This is a genomic window from Herbidospora cretacea (genome assembly GCF_001570605.1).
Classification (GTDB): Bacteria; Actinomycetota; Actinomycetes; order Streptosporangiales; family Streptosporangiaceae; genus Herbidospora; species Herbidospora cretacea.
Window position 1 is genome coordinate 473,366 of sequence record NZ_BBXG01000004.1, and the last position, 19,463, is coordinate 492,828.

The 19,463-nt window shown below is 70.9% G+C and carries 14 protein-coding genes; 9 read left to right on the plus strand and 5 right to left on the minus strand.

What is annotated here, in order from left to right:
- The first annotated feature begins 71 nt into the window (after positions 1–71).
- The gene (locus AW270_RS10280; protein WP_063819152.1) at positions 72–1,211 is read left to right on the plus strand and encodes a HupE/UreJ family protein; all 1,140 of its coding nucleotides are present in this window, start codon (positions 72–74) and stop codon (positions 1,209–1,211) included.
- A gap of 11 nt (positions 1,212–1,222) precedes the next feature.
- On the plus strand, positions 1,223–5,893 hold the full coding sequence (locus AW270_RS10285) for an outer membrane protein assembly factor BamB family protein (protein WP_169807283.1): 4,671 nt from the start codon (positions 1,223–1,225) through the stop codon (positions 5,891–5,893).
- A gap of 43 nt (positions 5,894–5,936) precedes the next feature.
- On the opposite strand, the gene AW270_RS10290 is transcribed toward AW270_RS10285, so the two are convergent.
- On the minus strand, positions 5,937–6,593 hold the full coding sequence (locus AW270_RS10290) for a dihydrofolate reductase family protein (RefSeq protein WP_061293177.1): 657 nt from the start codon (positions 6,591–6,593) through the stop codon (positions 5,937–5,939).
- Between the two features lie 106 nt (positions 6,594–6,699).
- On the opposite strand from AW270_RS10290, the gene AW270_RS10295 reads away from it, so the two are divergent.
- Positions 6,700–7,572, plus strand: a complete 873-nt coding sequence (locus tag AW270_RS10295) for a LysR family transcriptional regulator (RefSeq protein WP_061293179.1) — start codon at positions 6,700–6,702, stop codon at positions 7,570–7,572.
- A gap of 9 nt (positions 7,573–7,581) precedes the next feature.
- Positions 7,582–8,130, plus strand: coding sequence for a GNAT family N-acetyltransferase (locus AW270_RS10300; RefSeq protein ID WP_061293181.1), 549 nt, complete (start codon positions 7,582–7,584; stop codon positions 8,128–8,130).
- Here the strand turns inward: AW270_RS10300 and AW270_RS10305 are convergent.
- The 3 genes from AW270_RS10305 to AW270_RS10315 all read right to left on the minus strand — a co-directional run bounded on the left by AW270_RS10305 (position 8,127) and on the right by AW270_RS10315 (position 10,496).
- The gene (locus tag AW270_RS10305) at positions 8,127–9,341 is read right to left on the minus strand and encodes an RNA polymerase sigma factor (RefSeq protein ID WP_082801437.1); all 1,215 of its coding nucleotides are present in this window, start codon (positions 9,339–9,341) and stop codon (positions 8,127–8,129) included. The two genes, AW270_RS10300 and AW270_RS10305, sit on opposite strands and share 4 nt — an antisense overlap.
- Complete coding sequence (locus AW270_RS10310) at positions 9,341–9,715, minus strand: YciI family protein (protein WP_061293565.1); 375 nt, start codon at positions 9,713–9,715, stop codon at positions 9,341–9,343. Before AW270_RS10310 ends, AW270_RS10305 begins: the two co-directional genes overlap by 1 nt.
- A gap of 97 nt (positions 9,716–9,812) precedes the next feature.
- Entirely contained in the window at positions 9,813–10,496 is a 684-nt protein-coding gene (locus tag AW270_RS10315) for a haloacid dehalogenase type II (RefSeq protein ID WP_061293182.1), read from the minus strand.
- Between the two features lie 76 nt (positions 10,497–10,572).
- Here AW270_RS10315 and AW270_RS10320 point away from each other — a divergent pair, with 76 nt between their 5' ends.
- Positions 10,573–11,118, plus strand: coding sequence for a DUF421 domain-containing protein (locus AW270_RS10320; protein ID WP_061293184.1), 546 nt, complete (start codon positions 10,573–10,575; stop codon positions 11,116–11,118).
- On the opposite strand, the gene AW270_RS10325 is transcribed toward AW270_RS10320, so the two are convergent.
- A complete protein-coding gene (locus tag AW270_RS10325; RefSeq protein WP_061293188.1) occupies positions 11,119–11,628 on the minus strand; it encodes a TetR/AcrR family transcriptional regulator in 510 nt (169 codons plus the stop codon). It lies immediately after the preceding gene.
- A 77-nt stretch (positions 11,629–11,705) separates the two neighbouring features.
- Between AW270_RS10325 and AW270_RS10330 the strand changes: the two genes are divergently transcribed.
- From AW270_RS10330 to AW270_RS10340, 4 genes are all read left to right on the plus strand, one after another.
- Positions 11,706–12,518 carry an NAD(P)H-binding protein gene (locus tag AW270_RS10330; protein WP_061293192.1) on the plus strand — a complete coding sequence of 271 codons (813 nt, stop codon included), beginning with the start codon at positions 11,706–11,708 and terminating at the stop codon, positions 12,516–12,518.
- Between the two features lie 438 nt (positions 12,519–12,956).
- Positions 12,957–16,583, plus strand: a complete 3,627-nt coding sequence (locus tag AW270_RS10335; protein WP_061293194.1) for an NACHT domain-containing protein — start codon at positions 12,957–12,959, stop codon at positions 16,581–16,583.
- 161 nt (positions 16,584–16,744) lie between these two features.
- A complete protein-coding gene (locus AW270_RS38595; protein WP_157521799.1) occupies positions 16,745–16,936 on the plus strand; it encodes a hypothetical protein in 192 nt (63 codons plus the stop codon).
- Positions 16,937–17,454: 518 nt separating this feature from the next.
- On the plus strand, positions 17,455–19,440 hold the full coding sequence (locus AW270_RS10340; RefSeq protein ID WP_061293196.1) for a SpoIIE family protein phosphatase: 1,986 nt from the start codon (positions 17,455–17,457) through the stop codon (positions 19,438–19,440).
- Positions 19,441–19,463: the final 23 nt, after the last annotated feature.

Below are 19,463 nucleotides of genomic sequence, written 5' to 3' on the forward strand. Positions count from 1 at the left end.
GCGGAAGGGTCGGTGAACAGGCCCGCCGTCCCGTTGCCCGGCGTGGAGCGCTCCCTCCAGGGTTGGGAGACGTGCTTCCCCTGCGCTGTCTCGCGGCCGTGTCGGCCGCCCTCGCCGTCACGTTCCTCGCCGCGGCCCCGGCCCTGGCGCACGTCCGCACGACCTCGGTCGCGGTCGACGTGCGCGGCGAGGCCGGCGGTGTCGCGGCCGTCGTCGACGTCGAGTACGACGTCCTGGGCCGGTTGCTGGGTCTCGACGGTGTCGTGGCCAGCCCCGACGGGAACGGCGCGGCCGTCGACGAGGTGCCCGCCGAGGTGCGCCGCGTCTCGCTGGACGCCCACGCGGCCGACGTGGCCGCCTACGTCGGGCGGGCGCTGCGCCTGAGCCGCAGCTCGATCGCGTGCACCGCGCGGGACGGCGGCCGGGTCGAGCTCGCCGACTCCGGGGCCGTGCGGGTCGGGCTCGCCTACGAGTGCCCCGCCTCCGGCGCGCTCGCCGTGCGCAGCGACGTCTTCCAGGCCTCCGACGGCGTCGTCGACGACATCCGCACGATGGTCGCCTACGACGTCGACGGCGTGCGCGGCTCGACCCTGCTCGACGCCGCGAAGACGAGCGTCACGGTGGGGGAGAGCGACCTGTTCGCCGAGATCCCGAGGTTCGTCCTGCTCGGCGCCGAACACCTGATCTTCGGGCTCGACCACGTGCTGTTCCTGCTGGCGCTGCTGCTGGGCGCCCGGCGGCTGCGCGACGTCGTCCAGGTCGCCACGGCGTTCACGGTCGCCCACTCGGTGACGCTGGTGCTGGCCGCGATCGGCTGGGTCGGCGTGCCCGGGTGGATCGTCGAGCCGCTCATCGCGCTGTCGATCGCCTTCGTCGCGCTCGACAACCTGCTCTCGCCCAGGTCGAGCCACCGGCTGCCGGTGGTCTTCGCCTTCGGGCTGATGCACGGGCTCGGCTTCGCGGGCGCGCTCAGAGTCGACGGGCCGCTGTCGCTGCCGACGCTGGCCGACCTGGTGTCCTTCAACGTCGGGATCGAACTCGTCCAGCTCGCGCTCATCGCGCTCGCCTTCCCGGCGCTGCTGTTCCTGCGCCGGGCCGCGACCGGGCCGCTCGCCGCCCGCGCCCTCATGCTCGGCACCGTCGGGGCCGCTGTGGCCGTCGCCGGGGCCGGTCTCGTCTGGTTCGTCGAGCGGTCCCCGCTCCTCACCTGAAAGATCCTGATTTGTACGCGTTAAATAGGGCGCGAGTCGTCCTGTACACCGTCACGCTGGGGCTCGCCCTCAGTGTCGTGGCGGGTCCGCTCACCACATATGCCGCCAACGCCGTCGACCCGCCGGAGGCCACCGTCCGGGGCGTCGTGTACGTCGACGCCAACGGCGACGGCAGACGCGACACCGGCGAGCCCGGCCTCGCGAACGTCCGCGTCTCCGACGGCACGGTCACCACCACGACCGCCGCCGACGGCTCCTACGCGCTGACGATCTCCACCGACCGCCGCAGGACCGACATCGTGTGGGCCGGCCAGCCCCGCGGCTACCGGTTCGGCCTCGACCAGTACAAGGAGCCCAGGTTCTGGGCCAACCTCGGCGAGCTCGCCGACGACGCCACGCCGGTCGCGGATTTCGCGCTGGTCCGCGACGAGCTGTCCGACGGCGACACCTTCTCCTGGGCCAACATCGCCGACCCGCACGTCAACGCGCAGCTGCCCGACCAGATCCGCGAGATCAACTCCACCGGCACCGACCTGCGCTTCATCGCGGTCAGCGGCGACCTCACCAACGACGCCAGCCAGGGGCAGTTCGACACCTACCGCCGCGGCACCCAGCAGTCGGCCGTCGGCGTCTGGCCGGCCGTCGGCAACCACGAGTACGGCAGCGGCTCGGCCTACGCCGACCGGATCGAGAACTACCGCAGGAACGTCGGCCCGGAGTGGTACTCGTTCAACTACGGCAACCGGCACTTCGTCGTCCTGGAGAACAACGGCTCCGCCCCGTTCGAGGAGGAGCTCGGCTGGCTCAAGGACGACCTCGCCGCCAACGTGAGCGACGGCATCGAGGTGGTCGTGCTGACCCACCAGCCGATGAACGTCCCGTTCGGCTCGCCGTCGACCTACGACGCCTTCGGCGACGTGCTGGAGCAGTACAAGGCGCAGCTCATCCTGGTCGGACACGAGCACTCCAACCACGTCGAGAACAAATCGGCCTTCGCCTCGACCGCCAAGCACATCCAGACCGTGTCGAGCTCGTACACGATCGACAACGCGCCGCGCGGCTTCCGCTACATCCACATGGCCGGTCCGGGCTTCGAGAACCCCTTCCGCATGTACGGGGAGAACGAGCGCGTCACCATCGTCAACCCCGCCCCCGGCTCGGAGGTCCCGGCCGCGGGCATGCCCGACGTGCAGATCAACGCCTACGACACCGGCGACGAGGTCGTCTCGGCGCGCTTCCAGATCGCGGGCGACAAGAACTGGCGTCCGCTCTACCGCAGCGGCGAGTTCACCTGGCACGGCAACCTGCCCAACAGCCGGCAGACCCCCGGCGCGCACCGCATCGACGTCCAGGTGACCGACGCGGCGGGCAAGGTGTGGACCAAGTCGGCCGAGTTCACCCTCACCGACGAGCCGGAGCTGAAGACCGTCGCCGGTGACGACTGGACCCAGCACCACGGCGACCAGGGCCACACCGGCGTCGCCCCGGCGCAGGAGCCGGGCCGCCGCCTGGCCTGGAGCTTCCGCTCCGAGGGCACCTTCCTGACCGGCTCGCCGGTCATCCACGACGGCGTCGTGTACGCCGGCACCCGCGACGAGAACGGCGACGGCGACAGCCGCATCCACGCCATCCGGCTGCGCAACGGCCGGGAGCTGTGGAACGTCGAGGTGCCGCAGTCGATCCACGGCAGCCTCGCGTTCGGCGACGGCCTGGTCTTCGCGCCGACCCTCGGCTCGGAGCTGTACGCCGTCGACGCCGAGACCGGCGAGCTGCGCTGGAAGGCCGTGCCCGAGCAGGCCCCGGCCCCCAACAACCAGCGCACCTACGGCTACTACTCACCGGCCGTCTCCGGCCACACGGTGCTCTGGCCGTACCAGACCCGCTTCGGCATCGGCAGCCAGGGCGTGCTGAAGGCGCTCGACACCCGTACCGGGAAGCAGATCTGGGCCTCCCCGATGTCCGGCGCGACCATGAGCGACGGCACCCCCGCCGTCATGGACGGCACCGTGTTCGTCGGCAACGAGACCGCCGACCGCGTGCTCGCCTACGACCTGGCCACCGGCGCCCGCAAGTGGACCGGCACCGAGGCGCTCGGCAGCTGGCAGGACGGCGTGCCGACCGCCGCCGAGGGCAAGGTCTTCATCGGCGCCAACAACGGCATGGTCGCCCGCGACGCCAAGACCGGCGCGACGCTGTGGACCTACACCAGCCCGCGCTCCTCGCTCGTGTCGAGCGGCTCGACCCCGAGCGCGGCGGCCGTCAGGGACGGCGTGGTCTACATGGGCTTCCCGAGCGGCGCGGTCGTCGCCCTCGACGCCCAGACCGGCAACGTCTTCTGGGAGCGGGCGCTGCCCGGCGACATCTACCACGGCGGCGTCATGTCCAGCCCGGTCGTGGCCGGTGACACGCTCTTCGTCGGCGCCAACAACGGCCGCTTCTACGCCCTGGCCACCGACACCGGCCAGATCCTGTGGAGCCACGAGATCGGCACCTGGGTCGGCGCGGGCCCGGCCGTCAGCGGCAACACCGTCGTCGCGGGCGCCTGGGACGGCAACCTCTACGCCTACGTGCCGGGCGGCGAGTCCGCGCCGCGCTGGGCGACCGTGACCGGCACGGTCACCGACGAGGAGACCGGCGACCCGATCCCCGGCGCGAAGGTCACCGCCGTCGCCGCCGGGCAGGACACCGCCGTGACCAGCACCGACGCCAAGGGCCGCTACACCCTCGGCCTGGCGGCGGCGACCTGGAACGTCACCGCGGCCAAGCGCGGCCTGATCGCCGACGACCGCTCGGCCGTCGCCGTCACCGTCGGCGCGACCGGGAACGAGAAGGCCGACCTCAAGCTGATCAAGGTCACCCACCCGGTCGCCGGGAAGTCGACGTACACGCCCGACTACGGCAACGGCAGCACCCGGACCGACTTCGTCGCGGGCAAGGAGTACTACTACCTGGCCAACGACAAGGTCCGGGCGTCGATCACGCCGTACACCGCCGCCAACAACGGCGCGGGCGGCCTCGGCCAGGGCCACCTGTCGGACCTGCTGCTCAACGACGCCAACGGCGCCGAGACCCTCGACTGGGGCGAGATGCTGCTGCGTCCGAGCCTCACCCCGCCCGACTCGTGGGACCGGCCGAACGACCTGATCGACCTGCCCGACCTGTCGGTCGACGGCGCGGCCGTGGTCGGCGACGGCCAGTACAGGGCGAACCCGGCGATCAAGGCCCAGGTCCGGTACGAGACCCTGCCCGGCGCCCCGATCGTGAAGATGACGGTCAAGCTGACCAACACCGGCACGACGGGCTACCAGGGCTACTTCAACTACATGATCGACCCCGACAGCTCGGTCGACAACGGCCGGATCCCCGGCTTCGCCGGCACCAACCCGGGCCTGAAGACCACCGGCTGGACCGGCAGGTACGTCTACGTCGGGGCCGACGCCGCCACTTCCAACGGCCAGGCCGCCCACGGTCTCGCCTGGGCGCTCGACACCCCGGCCGCCGTCGGCGCGTACGGCTATGTCGAGGGCCTCTACTACGACGCCACGCTCGCCGCCGGCGCGACGAAGCAGTTCAGCTTCTACCACCTGACCGACTACGCGACCGCCGGTGGCGACCCTGCCCGCAACATCGCCAAGTGGGCGGGCGAGATCGACCTGCACGACGACACCGTCCCGGACGCCGCCCGCGCGGCCGGCACGGTCACCGCGGGCGGCGACCCCGTCCCCGGCGCGCGGGTCGCCCTGGAGAAGGCGGGCGCGGTGATCGCCGCCACCGCCACCGACGCCCAGGGCGAGTACCTGGTGGACGCCCCCGCCGGTCCTTACGACGTCCGGGTGTCCAAGCTCGGCTACCAGACCGCGACCACCACGGTCACCGTGCCCGCCGAGGGCAACGGCGTCGCCGACGTCACGCTGAGCCCGGTCACGGTCGAGGCGAGCTACGGCAAGCAGATCGGCTCCGGCCTGGTCGAGGCGGGCCCCGGCGACGTCATGCTCGAGAACGACAGGCTCTCGATGGCCATCGCCGACGCGTACAACGACTCGCAGCTGTCCGGCGGCACGCGTGGCAAGCCGGTCGACGTCGCCGTGCGCGGCGGGGCCGACCAGTTCGACTGGATCAACCTGCCCTACGTCTCGGCGACCCAGCCGACCGGCGGCAGCGCGTGGGACGTCCGGACCGTGGCGGCGACCGACGTCAAGATCGTCCAGGCGACCGGCGACAAGGCCGTCGTCCGGGTGTCCGGCCCGGTCAGCGGCATCGCCGGCCTGACGGCGACGACGACGTACACGCTGAAGCCGGGCGACGACTTCGCCACCGTCGCGACGGAGCTGACCAACTCCGGCCCGGCCCCGCTCGACGTGTGGACCGGCGACGCCATGGACCACGACGCGGCCGGTCAGGCCAGTGTCATCCCCGGCGCGGGCATCGTGGTGCCCGGCACCGACACGGCCTACGTCCCGACCAAGCCGTACATCGGCATGACCGGGACCGACCCGCAGGTCTTCGGCCTCGTCTACGGCACGCCCGTCAGCGCCTTCGACGTGTACGCCGCGGGCAACTGGGTGATGAGCCGGTTCAACGTCGACGTCCCGGCGGGCGGCTCGTACACCCTCACCCGCAAGCTCGTCGTCACGCCGGGCACCGACGCGGTGGGCGTCCTCGACGGGGTCTCCGCTCCCTGAGGTCCCGCCTGACGGCCGGTCCGGAACCCGTCCGGGCCGGCCGTCAGCGTCTCTTCGTGAAGGTCAGATGGGTGACCCCGGAGGGCGTCGACACCGCTTCGATCCCGTACGTCTCCTCCAGCGCCGCCAGCCCGTCCCAGAGCCGGACACCCCGGCCGAGCAGGATCTGGACCTGCACCACGTGCATGTGGTCGACCAGCCCCTCGGCGAGGAAGCCGCGGATCACCGTGGCCCCGCCGCCGAGCCGCACGTCCCGCCCGCCGGCCATCTTGGCGGCCTGCTCCAGCGCCTCGGCGGGGGAGGCGTCCAGGAAGTGGAAGGTGGTGCCGCCCTCCATCTCGATCGACGGCCTCGGCCGGTGGGTGAGGACGAGGACCGGCGAGTGGAACGGCGGGTTGGGGCCCCACCAGCCCCGCCAGGCGGGGTCGTCCTGCCAGCCGGGCGGGCCGAACTTGCCGGCGCCCATGATCTCGGCGCCGATTCCGGGCGTGTGCGACGCGGCGAACGCGTGGTCGGCACCGCCCTCGCCGCCCTGGCCGCCGCCCTGTCCGCCGCTCATCTGGTGCCAGAAGCGGGTGGCGAACATCCATTCGTGCAGCCGCTCCCCGGCGTGCCCGAACGGCGCGTCGGCGGCCTGGCCGTCGCCGGTGCCGAAACCGTCGAGCGAGACGGAGAAATTGTGGACGCGCAGCGCGGACATCGGCGTGCTCCTTCGGGGTGATCGGCCTGGGGGCACCAGCATGGTGCTCGTCCATTCATGACGTCCAATGCGGAAATCACGGCTGTCCCATCGATATCCTCGATGAATGCTCAGCCTCGTCCATCTGCAAGTCCTGGCCGCGGTGGCGCGGCACGAGTCCGTGACCGAGGCGGCCAGGGAACTGCACTACTCGCAGTCGTCGGTGAGCCACCACCTGGCCCGCCTGGAGGCGGTCACCGGTGCCAGGCTCGTCCAGCGCGTCGGACGGGGGATCCGGCTGACGCCGGAGGGACGGCTGCTCGCCGTCCGGGCCGGCGAGATCATCGGACGGGTCGACGCCGCCGGCGCGGAACTGGCCGCCCAGGTCGGCCTGCGGACCGGGCGGGTCCGCCTGGCCGCCAACGCCTCGTCGCTGAGCACGATCGTGCCCAAGGCGGCCACCTCGCTCGCGCGCGCCCACCCGGGGCTCGAACTGATCCTCATCGACCGGCATCCGCTGGAGGCGCTGCACCTCCTGCGCCAGGGCGAGATCGACATCGCCCTGGTCTTCCGGCACGCCGGCGCGCCGGTCGAGGAGGACGAGGGGTTCCGGCTCGTCCACCTCACCGACGACCCGATCCACCTCGTGAGCCGCCGGCCTGGCGACAGCCTCGCCGGGCACCGTGACTCGCCCTGGATCGGAGGGTGCGGGCGATGCCAGGACGAGCTGTCCGCCGTGTGCCGCCGGGAGGGCTTCACCCCCCGCATCGCCTCGCTCAGCGACGACATGGTCGTCGTGCAGGCCCTCGTCGCCGCCGGGATCGGGGTCACCACCCTGCCGGGGCTCGCGCTGCGCGCCCACCGCCACCCGGACGTCCACACGACGGAACTGACCGGCTTCTCCCGCCGCATTTTCGCCGCCACCTACGGCGATCCCCCCGACCCGCCGGCGGTCGCGGCCCTGCTGGTCGCCCTGACCGAGGCGGCCGATACCCCCTAAGGTCAGCTCATGTCCGAAATGCCCCTCCGGGTCGAACTGAGCCCGCTCACCCTCGCCGAGCAGGAGGAGTTCTGCTCGCTCACCACGGCCAGCGTCGGTCTCCACATGCCGTGGATGCAACTCCCCCTGACCGCGGGGGACTTCACGGCCTGGATGCGCCGCTTCGACGACGGCGTCAACCGGGGCTTCCTGATCCGCGAACGGGAGACCGGCGTCGCCGCCGGCATGGTCAACATCAACTCGATCATCCGGGGCCGCTACCAGGGCGCGTCGCTGGGCTACGCGGCCTTCGCCCCGTCGGCCGGGCGGGGCTACCTGACCGAGGGGCTGACCCTCGCCCTGCGGCACGCCTTCGAGGATCTCCGGCTCCACCGGCTGGAGGCGAACATCCAGCCGGCGAACACGGCGTCCCTCGCCCTGGTCCGGCGCCTGGGCTTCCGGTACGAAGGCCTGTCGCCCGCCTACCTCTTCATCGACGGGGCGTGGCGCGACCACGAACGCTGGGCGATCACCGCGCCGTCCCCGTGGACGCCCGACCCTTCCCTTCCGAAGGTCTAGTCGCCGAGCGCGGCCGCCTTGCGGAGCAGCACGGAGCGTTCGGGCACGTTGGCGCAGAGCCGGGCGGCCAGCTCCAGTTCGGCGCGGGCCTCGGCTCGCCGCCCGAGCCGGGTCAGCAGCTCGCCGCGTACGGCCGGGACCAGGTGCGACCCGGGAAGCCGGTTCGAGGCGGCCAGCTCGTCCACGATGGGGAGCGCCCGCGCCGGTCCCGAGGCCATCGACACGGCGACGGCGCGGTTGAGCTCGACCACAGGGGAGGGCGCGACCCGGCCGAGCGCCTCGTAGAGCAGCACGATCCGGTCCCAGTCGGTCGCCTCGACCGAGGGGGCCGCGGCGTGGGTGGCGGCGATCGCGGCCTGGAGGCCGTAGGGTCCCAGGCCCCGGGCCGACGCCCTCGCCAGCGCGGTCAGGCCCCGGCGGATCGCCGGGAGGTCCCACCGGCTCCGGTCCTGGTCTTCGAGCAGGATCGGGGTGCCGTCCGGGGCGGTGCGGGCCGGGAAGCGCGCGGCCGTCAGCTCGCACAGCGCGAGCAGGCCGTGCGCCTCCGGCTCGCCGGGTTGCAGCGTGGCCAGGACGCGGGCCAGCCGGATCGCCTCGTGGGCGAGGCCGGGGCGCGTCAGCCGCTCGCCCGACGTGGCGGTCGAGCCCTCGGTGAAGATCACGTACAGGACGCCGAGCACCCCGGCCAGCCGTTCCCGGCGCTCGCCGGGCGGCGGGAGCTCGAACGGGACGCCCGCCGCCGCGATCGTCCTCTTGCCCCGGGTGATGCGGGCCTGCACGGTCGGCACGGACACCAGGAACGCGCGGGCGATCTCCTCGGTGGTCAGGCCGCCGACCACGCGCAGGGTCAGCGCCATCCGGGCCTCCCGCGACAGCACCGGATGGCAGCTCACGAACATCAGCGCCAGGATGTCGTCGCCGATCCCGTCGGGGTCGATATCCTCGCTCTCGGGAGCGGTGGCCAGCAGGGCGTACCGGTCCTGGAAGGCGGTGCGGCGGCGGATCGCGTCGATCGCCCGCCGCCGGGCGGTGGCCATCAGCCAGCCGGCCGGGTTGGCCGGGGAGGCGCGCGGCCACGACACCAGCGCCTCGGCCACCGCCTCCTGGGCGGCGTCCTCGGCCAGCCCGAAATCGCCGGTGAACCGGGTCAGCGCGGCGACGATCCGCGCCGACTCGGTCCGCCAGACGGCCTCGACGTCCGCCGCGGCCATCAGATCCGCTCGCTGCCCGGGACCTCGTCGGCCTCGGCCACCCGCCGGACCTCCAGCTTCGACCCGCGGACCGCCGGGAACCGGGTGGCCCACTCGACCGCCTCCCGCCGGGTGGCGACGTCGAGCAGGAAGTAGCCGCCGAACAGTTCCCTGGTCTCGCCGTACGGCCCGTCGGTGACCACCGGGACCTCGCCGCCGAAGTCCACCACCGCGCCCCGGCTCGGATCGTCCAGCCCCTCCGCCGCGACGAGCACCTCGGCCTTGATCATCTCCTCGATGAACCGGCCGGTCGCGGCCATCGCCTCGTCGATCGACGCCATCATGGCCGCGTTCGACTCGTCGGTGCCCCGCATGATCAGCATGTACTTCGCCATCGCGCTCTCCTCGCCCTCCGGACGGGCCGCCACTCGGCCCTCCCACCCCCACGTCGAACGGGCGGCCCGGGGATCGACACGGCCCCGGAGAAATCTCTCACGCGGTTCCGGCGAGCAGGTCGGCCAGGACCGGCAGATCCGGTGCGACCAGGTCAGGCTGCGGGGAGGACGCCAGGGGCAGCGGCGCGTTGCCCGGCCGGGTGATCAGCCCCGCGCCGAAGCCCGCGCCGAGAGCGCCCATGAGGTCCCAGACGTGGCAGGCGACCATGAGGCACGCCGAGGGCGGCACGCCCAAGGCCTGGCTCACCAGGTGGTAGGCCTGCGGCGCGGGCTTGTAGGCGCGGGCGGTCTCGACGGTGAACCGGCGCTCGAAGAACGGGGCCAGCCCCGCGTGCTCCAGCGGGCTCCGCCCACCGGGGTTCGACGGCGAGTTGGTCAGCGTGACCAGCCGGAACCCGGCGTCCCTGAGCCGGGTGAGGCCGGGCTCGACGTCCGGGTGGGCGGGCATGGTCAGCATCGCCGTGCGGACGTCCTCGACGTCCCCGTCGGTGATCTCGACGCCGTGGACGTCGGCGACCATCCGGAGCACGCCCTGGCCGAGGGTGAAGAAGTCCTCCCACCGGCCGGACAGGGTCGTCGCCATCGAGTAGGTGACCAGCTGGCCGAACCACTCGCGGGTGACCCGGGCGTCGCCGAAGACCCTCTCGAACAGCGGGTCCATCGCCCCGATGTCGATGAGGGTCTCGTTCACGTCGAACACGAGCACCTGGGGGTGGATCATCGTCGCTCCTCTGCCGCCGGACGGGCCCGTTTTCCCCCTACCCGCGCCGGGTAGATCAACTTCAGGAGGATCGGGAATGAACGGTGTGTCCGACGCGCTGGTCGGCGACCCCGAGCGGGCGGTGCTGGCCGCCGTCAAGATGCTGGCCCTGTTCCTCACCGCCGTCGTGGCCTTCCGGCTCACCGGACGGCGGGCGCTGACCGAGCTCGCGCCGTTCGACTTCGTCACCGCCGTCGCGGTCGGGGCGCTCATCGGGCGGACCGCGACGGCGACCGACGCCTCCTGGCTCGTCGGCACCGCCGCCCTCGTCACCCTGCTGGCCGCCCATGTGGCCGTCGTCTACCTGCGCTTCCTCCCCGGCGTCCGCCGGGTGGCCGATCCCGAGCCGCGCCTGCTCGTCCACGACGGCGTGGTCCTGCCCGCCGCCCTGCGCCGCTGCGGGATCACCCGGCCCGACCTCGACATCGTCCTGCGCCAGCACGGCGTCACCGACCTCGCGGACGTGCGCCTGGCGGTCTTCGAGCCGAACGGCGCGGTCTCCCTCGTCGCGCGCACCGGCCACGACGACCCGGCGGCCAGGACGACCTCGTGCGCCCCGGACCTCCCGCCGAACCTCGGGTGATCAGCGGCGGCCCAGGCCGTCGAGGATCAGGGCCAGGAAGTGCTCGGGCATGACGCCCGGGTGGCAGGCGAACACGTTGAGCACCTCCATGACGTCGCCGGTGCCCGCGTCCGGGCGCATCGCGCCGTCGGCCTGGGCCTGGCGCACCAACTGGTCGAGCCGCTCCACCAGGGCCTGCCTGCCCTGCGGCGCGGCGGCCCCGGCCAGCGCGGCGGCGAGCGCCCCCCGGCTCTTGGCCACGCTGTGCACGACGAAGGCGCGGATGGCCGCCCAGGCGTCGGGCTCGGCCGCCGCGGCGTCGTCGAGGGCGTCCATCAGCTCGTGGACGTACTGCTCCGCCAGCGCCGCCAGCAGCACACCCCGGTCGGGAAAGCGCCGGTAGAGCGTGCCGACGCCGACCCCGGCCCGGCGGGCGATCAGCTCCATGGGCGCGTCCGTGCCGCGCTCGGCGACCGCGTCGCGGGCCGCCTCCAGGATCTTGTCCCGATTGCGGCGGGCGTCGGCGCGCATGATTCTCCTTGAAGTGGACGACCGTCTTCCGCTTAGTATAGAAGAGGAAGCCCACATTCCGCTTAGGAGGTTCCAGGATGATCGTGGTCACCGGTGCGACGGGCACCATCGGGCGCGCCCTGATCGGGGAACTGGGCGGCTCCGCCCGCGCCGTGGTCCGCCGCCCGGACCAGGGCGAGGCGCTGGGCTGCGACTTCGTCGTCGGCGACCTGGAGCGGCCGGAGAGCATCCCGCTCAAGCCGGGCGACCGGCTCTTCCTCAACAGCTCGCTGTGGCCGGGCTTCGTCCGGGCCCATCAGGGGGTCGTCGACCACGCGGCGGCAGCGGGTGTGGCCCAGGTGGTGACCGTCTCGGTGCGCGGCGCGACGTCGAGCAGCCTGCTCGGCTTCGGCATGCACGGGCAGGCCGACGCGCACCTCAAGGCCTCGGGCGTGCCGTGGTCGATCCTCGCGCCCGTCGGCTTCATGCAGAACCTGGCGGCCGACGTCGACGAGGAGGGGCGGTTCTTCGGCTCGTACGGAAAGGGCCGCGTCGGCTACGTCGACGCCCGCGACATCGCGGCGGTCGCGGCCAGGCTGCTCACCGGCCCCGTGGGGCCCGACGCGACCTACGAGCTCACCGGCCCGGAGGCCCTCACCCACGACGAGATCGCCGCCGAGCTCACCCGGGCGCTCGGCCGGCCCGTGCGCTACGTGGACCTGCCGGTCGAGGAGGCCGCCGTCCATCTGGAGAAACGCGGCCTGCCCGCCGGGACGGCCGCCGACCTGGCCGCCCTCATGTCCCAGATCGGGGACGGACGCTGGGCGTCCACCACCACGACGGTGGCCGACCTCCTGGGCCGGCCGCCGCGCTCGCTGCGCGAGTTCCTCGATGTGGGAACGCCGGATTAGGTGCCGAGTGCCGCGACCGTGCATCCATGCCTTTGGCGTGGATCGCCCAAAGACTTGGTGGATACGGCTGTCGAGGCAGCTGCAGCGATGAACTTAGAGCCGACGCGCAACGCTCAGACCGTGACGGCACGTGTGGAGGACACCGCACTGCGCGAAGTCGTCCGGCGCAAATCTTTCAAGGGCGACCATGTGACTTTCGTTGTGACAAACCTGCTGAAGGTCCTCTCGTGTCGGGTGGCACCTCGATTGGTAGTTCCGGGCGGGCTGCTGTACGCCAGTGATCTCGCGTGTCCTCCTGGTCCGCGCTGCCGAGCTACCCGGCTCTGGATGACGCTGATCGGCCCCTCCTCGAACAGTCCTGCCGGAAGGGGGGAAATCCCTATTCTTCATCCCAGGACACCTGGACAGGACACCTGGACGTGGAGGAGATGGCGAGCTGTGCCGGACTACACCCCTGTCACAGCGTTTTGGCGGCCTCTGTGGGAGTTCGCCCGCGCTAGCGGCCTCAAGCTGCCCGATATCCAAAGGATGCTGAACCTCAGCAAGCCGGCCGCCTCCGAGATGGTGAACGGGCGCCGGGCTGGCGCGCCTGACTGGGATGTCGTGCGGAAGCTCGTCACTGCTGCGGTGCGAGCCGGGGATCCGGAGGCGGGTACCGATGAGCTCGATGATCAGCTCGCATACTGGCGGCACCGGCTGGAGGAACTGGTCCGGGAGCTCGCGAAGAACAGGACGTCGCAGCGGGAACCTCTGCGCCCGAACAACCTGGAATGCCCGGTCTGCTCCGACGCCTACGAGTCCGAGAGGTACTTTCTCTCACCCTGGAGCCGCCTGGAAAGCGGGGAGACACTCGGATTCACCGAGGCGGCCGAGATCCTTGCGGGCGGTCGGCAGCAGCCGATCTCAGAGGCTGCGCAGTTGCAGGCTAGCGAGATCTCCATAGACGAAATTCCGGCCTTCCGTGACCAGTTGACGGCGGTCGTCAGTGATCTCCTCGACCAGGTCGGCGCGAAGGTCAGGCGGTCGTGTCTGCTGCACCGAGTTCGCATCCTGCACGCCGCCCACTCGGTGATCCTCGTGGACGCACTCGCTGACCTGAGCGTGTTGGAGTGGCTCTGCACGGAGGCGGACGTCCGTTTTGGAGAGCTGGCCCAAGCGGCGCTCGACGCTGAGATGGCTTCGGCACCGATGCCGGTCGCAGATGTGACCTACATCGACCACCACGAGCGGATCCGCTCGCATTACATCATGGCCGTCGAACGGCTGCCGAGAATATGGGTCGGCGGCGAGGATGACATCTCGATGACACAGGAGCTCGGCGGCAGAGCGGCGGTCCGCTACGAAGAGCGTCTCGGCGACCTCGCCGCTCGATGCCCGGAGCTGTTCGTCTGGGCGAGCATGCAGGACGGACCAGACGTTGTGCGCTTGTCGTTCGAGCGGGCCGAACGGTCAACCCGGGACAGGCTGGAGGCGTTGCACCGCGAGCTCACACGTCAGCATTTCGGGCTGGACGGCCTGCGGACACTCCTGCAGGCCTTCGCGCGTGACCGGCCACCCCGTCGCTGGCCAGCGAAGCTGTCCGCGATCTACCGTCGCGAGCTGGACCGGCCCATCTGGAGAGGCGAGGCGCTCTCCGACGATGCGCGCCGGCCCCGGGTTCCCCGGCTCTCGGCAGGCTATGTCAACCCCGGTTTCCGGACTGCGGTCCATGATGTGGGGAGTGCCCCCCACCAGGACTCCTGGTGGCAGGGACGCCCCCTCCGTGAGGAGATCCAGGGCTTCCTGGCCGGACATCTCACCGGATCGCCGAAGGCGCAGCGCCCATTAATCATCCTTGGGGATCCCGGCGCGGGGAAGTCGCTGCTCACCAAGCTCCTGGTCGCACGATTACCACCGGAGGACTACCTGCCGCTGCGCATCGAACTGCGGGCGGTCCAAGCCGACGCACCGATCCTCGACCAGTTAGAGCAGGCGCTCACCAGCTTGTGTCATCGCCGGGTCGGATGGGCCGAGGTCGCGGAGGACTGTGACGGCGTACTACCCGTGCTGATCTTCGATGGCTTCGACGAGCTTCTCCAGGCCGGAGGGGAGCACTGGTCTTACCTTGACATGATCGCTGAGTTTCAGGAGGAGTCGGCCGACAACGGCCGTCCGGTCGCCGTGATCGTCACCAGTCGTACCGTCGTCGCCGATCAGGCGGAGATTCCCGAGGGCAGCGTCGTCATTCGGCTGGAGCCCTTCTCCGCGTCACGGATCGAACGCTGGACCCAGGTGTGGAACACCGTGAACCGGGGTTTCTACACGCGGAGCGGGATGGAGCCGCTTTCCGACCGGTTCCTTGAACACTATCCCGATCTGGCGGCTCAGCCGCTTTTGCTGTTGATGCTGGCGCTCTACCACGCCGTCCGTAACGAAGACGCCGACGAACAGTCCGGGCCGCTCCGGCGGGTCGACCTCTATGAGAGGCTTCTACGGCTCTTTCTCCTCCGCCAGTTGACCAAAGCCGAGCGGAGCCTCCCCCCCGGCGAACTGGCCGGGAGGGTCGAAGACGAGATGGACCTGTTGTCGGTGATCGCGATGGCCATGTACAACCGTGGTCAGCAGGGAGTCAGTGCGCAGGACGCCGACTATGACCTGACGTTCCTCAGGAGACCTGGCACGACCACCGAGCCTCCTCCGGCCCGGCTGCTCTTCGGGCGGTTCTTCTTCATCCATGAGGCCAAGGCGGTCTTCACCGACGGCAGTGAGCACCAGTGGTACGAATTCCTGCACGCGACCTTCGGGGAGTTCCTGATCGCGCGCAAGATCGCCCAAACTGCATTGGATCAATCCGCGAGCGGCCTCCTCTTCGAACTACTGTCCTTCGCACCGCTCACTGAACGGATTCAGGTCGTTGACTACCTTCAGGACCTGCTCCAGGACAAGGCGCCCATCGCCGACCTATACCGCGACGCGATGGCCGAACGTCCTCCGGGGCCCGGGCAGGGTTACAAGCCTGCGCTCCCGCCGCCGGTTTACCGCCACGCTTGTTACAGCGCCAATCTTCTCCTTACGGTGATCGCACAGGAACGGACCGTGACCTATGGGCGACTGCTGAGCGAGGATGAGGATCCCATTGATCGATGGCGACGCGACACCGGACTATGGAAATCGCAGCTTGCGCAGAGCGTGTGGGACATCTTCACGGGATACGTAAAGGTGGTTCCGTTGGAGAACAGGCTTGGCCGGAAAGGGGGCGGGAGGGACCTCGCGCTCCACCTCGGCCAATCCGACGTCCCCCCAACAGTGAGCAACCTCGGCTGGATCATGAAAGAGTTCGAACGCGGGCCTCGGTTCGTCTTGCCAGACGCGTTGCGCCGCTCGCGTTTCCTCCATGACGCCGACACGGAGCTGTCGCTGGAAGCGGTCCTTCCGCTTCATGAGAAACACACCGACCTCCTCTACCTGTACAACATCAATTGTCCCGGCGAGCTCAAATCGGCCGCGAACGTGGTCGTGTCCCTGCTTCTCGCACCGCCAGCGCCCAGCCCGGAACTGGAGGAGAGATACGAGGCCTGCCTCGACTTCTTCGAGCCCGCCTCCGAGGCCCTCATCCTGGCGAACAGCCCGATCGCCCCCTTCGTCTCTCGACGGATGGCAAGTGAGGCGACCCGGCTTCCGCCGCCACTGGTACAGAAGGTCATCTCCCTCTTCACGACGAAGGTGCACCAGATAGCACCGCTCGATTTGGACACCCGCATCGCGCTGCTCGCATCCGCCTACCGGATCCTCGACGGTCCGGACGTCAAGCGGCTCTGGTTGTTCCGGGATTTTCTGACGCTCCTCGGTATCCCAGCCGAAGGTCATGACCTTCTGGCGATCCACCGTGAGCGGCTTCTGACCGAACTGATCGAGCGCCCGAAACCCTCGCCCGCTGAAGTCCTCGTTGTGCGCCTCGCTATCGAACTGGATCTGTGGGATTGGTGCCGGGAACACGGAAAGCGAACGGTGGAACGGTGGGACTCCACCCAGGTGAACCTGCTCACGAATCGTGAGCTCGCCTACCTTGGTCTGCGCGGGTCCTAGGCTCGTCGTTGACGATGAGCCGGTCGAGCCGCCCGGCGAACCAAAGCGTCCCTGCCGCGGTGACGAGCTGGCAGAGCCCCGGCACGGGATGTGCCAGCCCTTCGGCGATCGCGTCCGCCGCGGTGCCGGACACTGAGCCAGCCACGCCGGAACAGCCGAGGATGAAGGCGCTGCGCAGAGTCAGGCCGCTGTTCATCGGGTTCTCCCCTCTTCAGGTGGCCTCAGCCTTGCCTTTGGCAGAGGGTTGTGGGGAGGATGCCGAACTGTACGGAACCAGCGGGCCGATCGGCCCATTGAGCTGGGCGTCGGCCGGTTCGGCGCCGAACAACGCCGAACCGGTCGTCGTCACCTGAATTCCAGGCCGCGACTGGTGGGCAGCTATCGGCGCGTGACTAGGTCAGCTGTGGGGACCGGGTGCGAAGCCCTTACGGATCGAACAGATGATCAGCCCGACCACCCTGCCGTCGGCGCTACCCAGCCCATGAAGGTGGAAGGCGTCGAACTCGGCTGCCTCGCTGAGGCGAGCCGCAAGGTTGCGCCCCGCACGCAGCCCATGTAAGGCGGTCATGCGTCTTCTAATCCGGGACGAGCGGCAGATCCTAAGGCGGGTTGATCATCTGGCGCGCCCGGACCCCGGCCGCCGTGGCGGCGGGACGAAAGTCGAGCGGAACCGCCGAATCGGCGAAGAGTAGGGCGCCCGCAAGGCCATTTGCGAAAATAACCCTCCAAGGCCTCTCAGCGCCACCTGCAGTATCACGTGACCGTATATGTCGTCACAAGGCTTAACCAAGGCTGAATAACCGCAGGTAAGCGCAGTTATTCTGACATTCCTGGCAGTGGACCTCGTCCCCCACCGAAGCTGGGTGATGGCATGAAAGTCACGCCCGCGGTCGCCGTCGTCGACGAAGCGGGTGCGGTCATCGGCTGGACCCGGGCCGCGGAGGAGCTCACCGGCTACCCCGCCGCCGACATCGTCGGCCGCCCCATCGACACGCTCCTCCCGCCCGACGAACCCCGCGTGCCCCTGCCGCGCACCGGGATGATGGAGGTGCGGCGGCGGGACGGCGAGGTCGTCATGGTCCGGGCCGAGGCCGCTCCGCTCACTCTGGGTGACGACGCCGACGGCGGCCGGGAGTCGTGGCTGCTGTCGGCGATCCCGGTCGCCATCGGCCCGGCCACCGACACCGGCGCCCTGCTGGAGTCGCTCATCGGCAGTTTCCCCGTCGCCATGGCCATCTGGGACCGGGACCTGCGCTGCGTCTGGTTCAACGAGGCGGCCGAGCAGCTCCGCGACGGCTACCCCTACTACCGGATCGGCCGGTCCCTGACCGAGGTCGTGCCGGGGATCGACAACGAGTCGGTGCGGGACGCCGTGCGCGGGGTGCTCGCCGACGGCCGGCCGACGATCGACCGGGAGGCCCACTGGTCCTACGGCGGCCGGGAGCGCGTGCTGTCCGTCTCGCTGCTGCCCCTGACGGGCGCGGACGGCCGGACGCTGGGCGTGTGCTCGGTGGCGCTGGACTTCAGCGACAGCAAGGCGCGCGACCACCTCGAACTGCTGCGCGAGGCCGGGGTCCGGCTCGTCAGCACCCTGGACGTCATGAGCACCGCCCAGGAACTCGCCGAGCTGGCCGTTCCGGTCCTCGCCGACTTCGTGACCGTGGACCTGCCCGAGGTGATGCTGCCCGGCGCCGAGCCGCTGCGCCGGTCCGCCGACACCCCCGGCCCTCACTTCCGGCGGGCCGGGGTGGCCACCGTGCGCGACGGCGCGCCCGAGTCGCTCTGGAAGCGCGAGGAGGCCGTGTTCGTGCCGCCGGGATCGCCGTTCATGGAGGTCCTGCGGTCGCGCAAAGCGCACTTCGAGCCCGTGCTGGACACCTCGCCCGGGACCTGGCTGGACCTGGACCCCGACCGGGCCCGGGTCGTCCACGCCACCGGGATGCACTCGCTGATCGTCGTCCCGCTGGAGGCGCGCGGCGACGTGCTCGGCGTCGCGGTGTTCGCCCGCACCGAGAACCCCGCGCCGTTCTCCCGCGACGATCTCGTCGTGGCCGAGGAGCTGGTCACGCGTGCCGCGCTGTGCCTGGACAACGCCCGCCAGTACACGCGCGAGCGGCTGACCGCGCTGGCGCTCCAGCGCGATCTGCTCCCGCACGACCTGTGCGGCGGCGGGGCCGTCGAGGTGGCCTCCCGGTACCTCCCCTCCGACGCGCGCGAGGGGGTGGGCGGCGACTGGTACGACGTCATCAAGCTCCCCGGCGACCGGATCGCGCTGGTCGTCGGCGACGTGACCGGCCACGGCGTCAACGCGGCGGCCACCATGGGCCGGATGCGCACCGCCGTGCGGGCCCTGGCCTACCTGGACCTGGCTCCGGACGAGGTGCTCACCCACCTCGACCACCTGATGGCCGAGGACGTGCGCGGCCTCGACTCCATGGGCGCCACCTGCCTGTACGCGATCTACGACCCGCGGACCGGCCACTGCGCCATGGCCACGGCCGGGCACCCGCCGCCCGCCGTCGTGGCCCCGTCGGGGGAGGTGACGTTCCCCGAGCTGTCGGCCGGCACCCCGATCGGCGTCGGCCTGGGCGCCTTCCGGTCCCACGACCTCCACCTGCCGCAGGGCGCCCTGCTGGCCCTCTACACCGACGGCCTGATCGAGACGCGGCAGGCCGACCTCGACGAGGGCATGGCCCGGCTCGCCGCCGCCCTCACCCGCGCGGCGCCGCAGTCGGCGACCCTGGAACAGGTCTGCACGGCCGTGATCGGCGACATCGTGGGCGATGGCCCGGCCGAGGACGACATCGCCCTGCTCCTGGCCCGCGTCCGGAGTGAGACTTCTCACAGAGGTCTTTAGGGTTGTGTGAGATCGGACACACC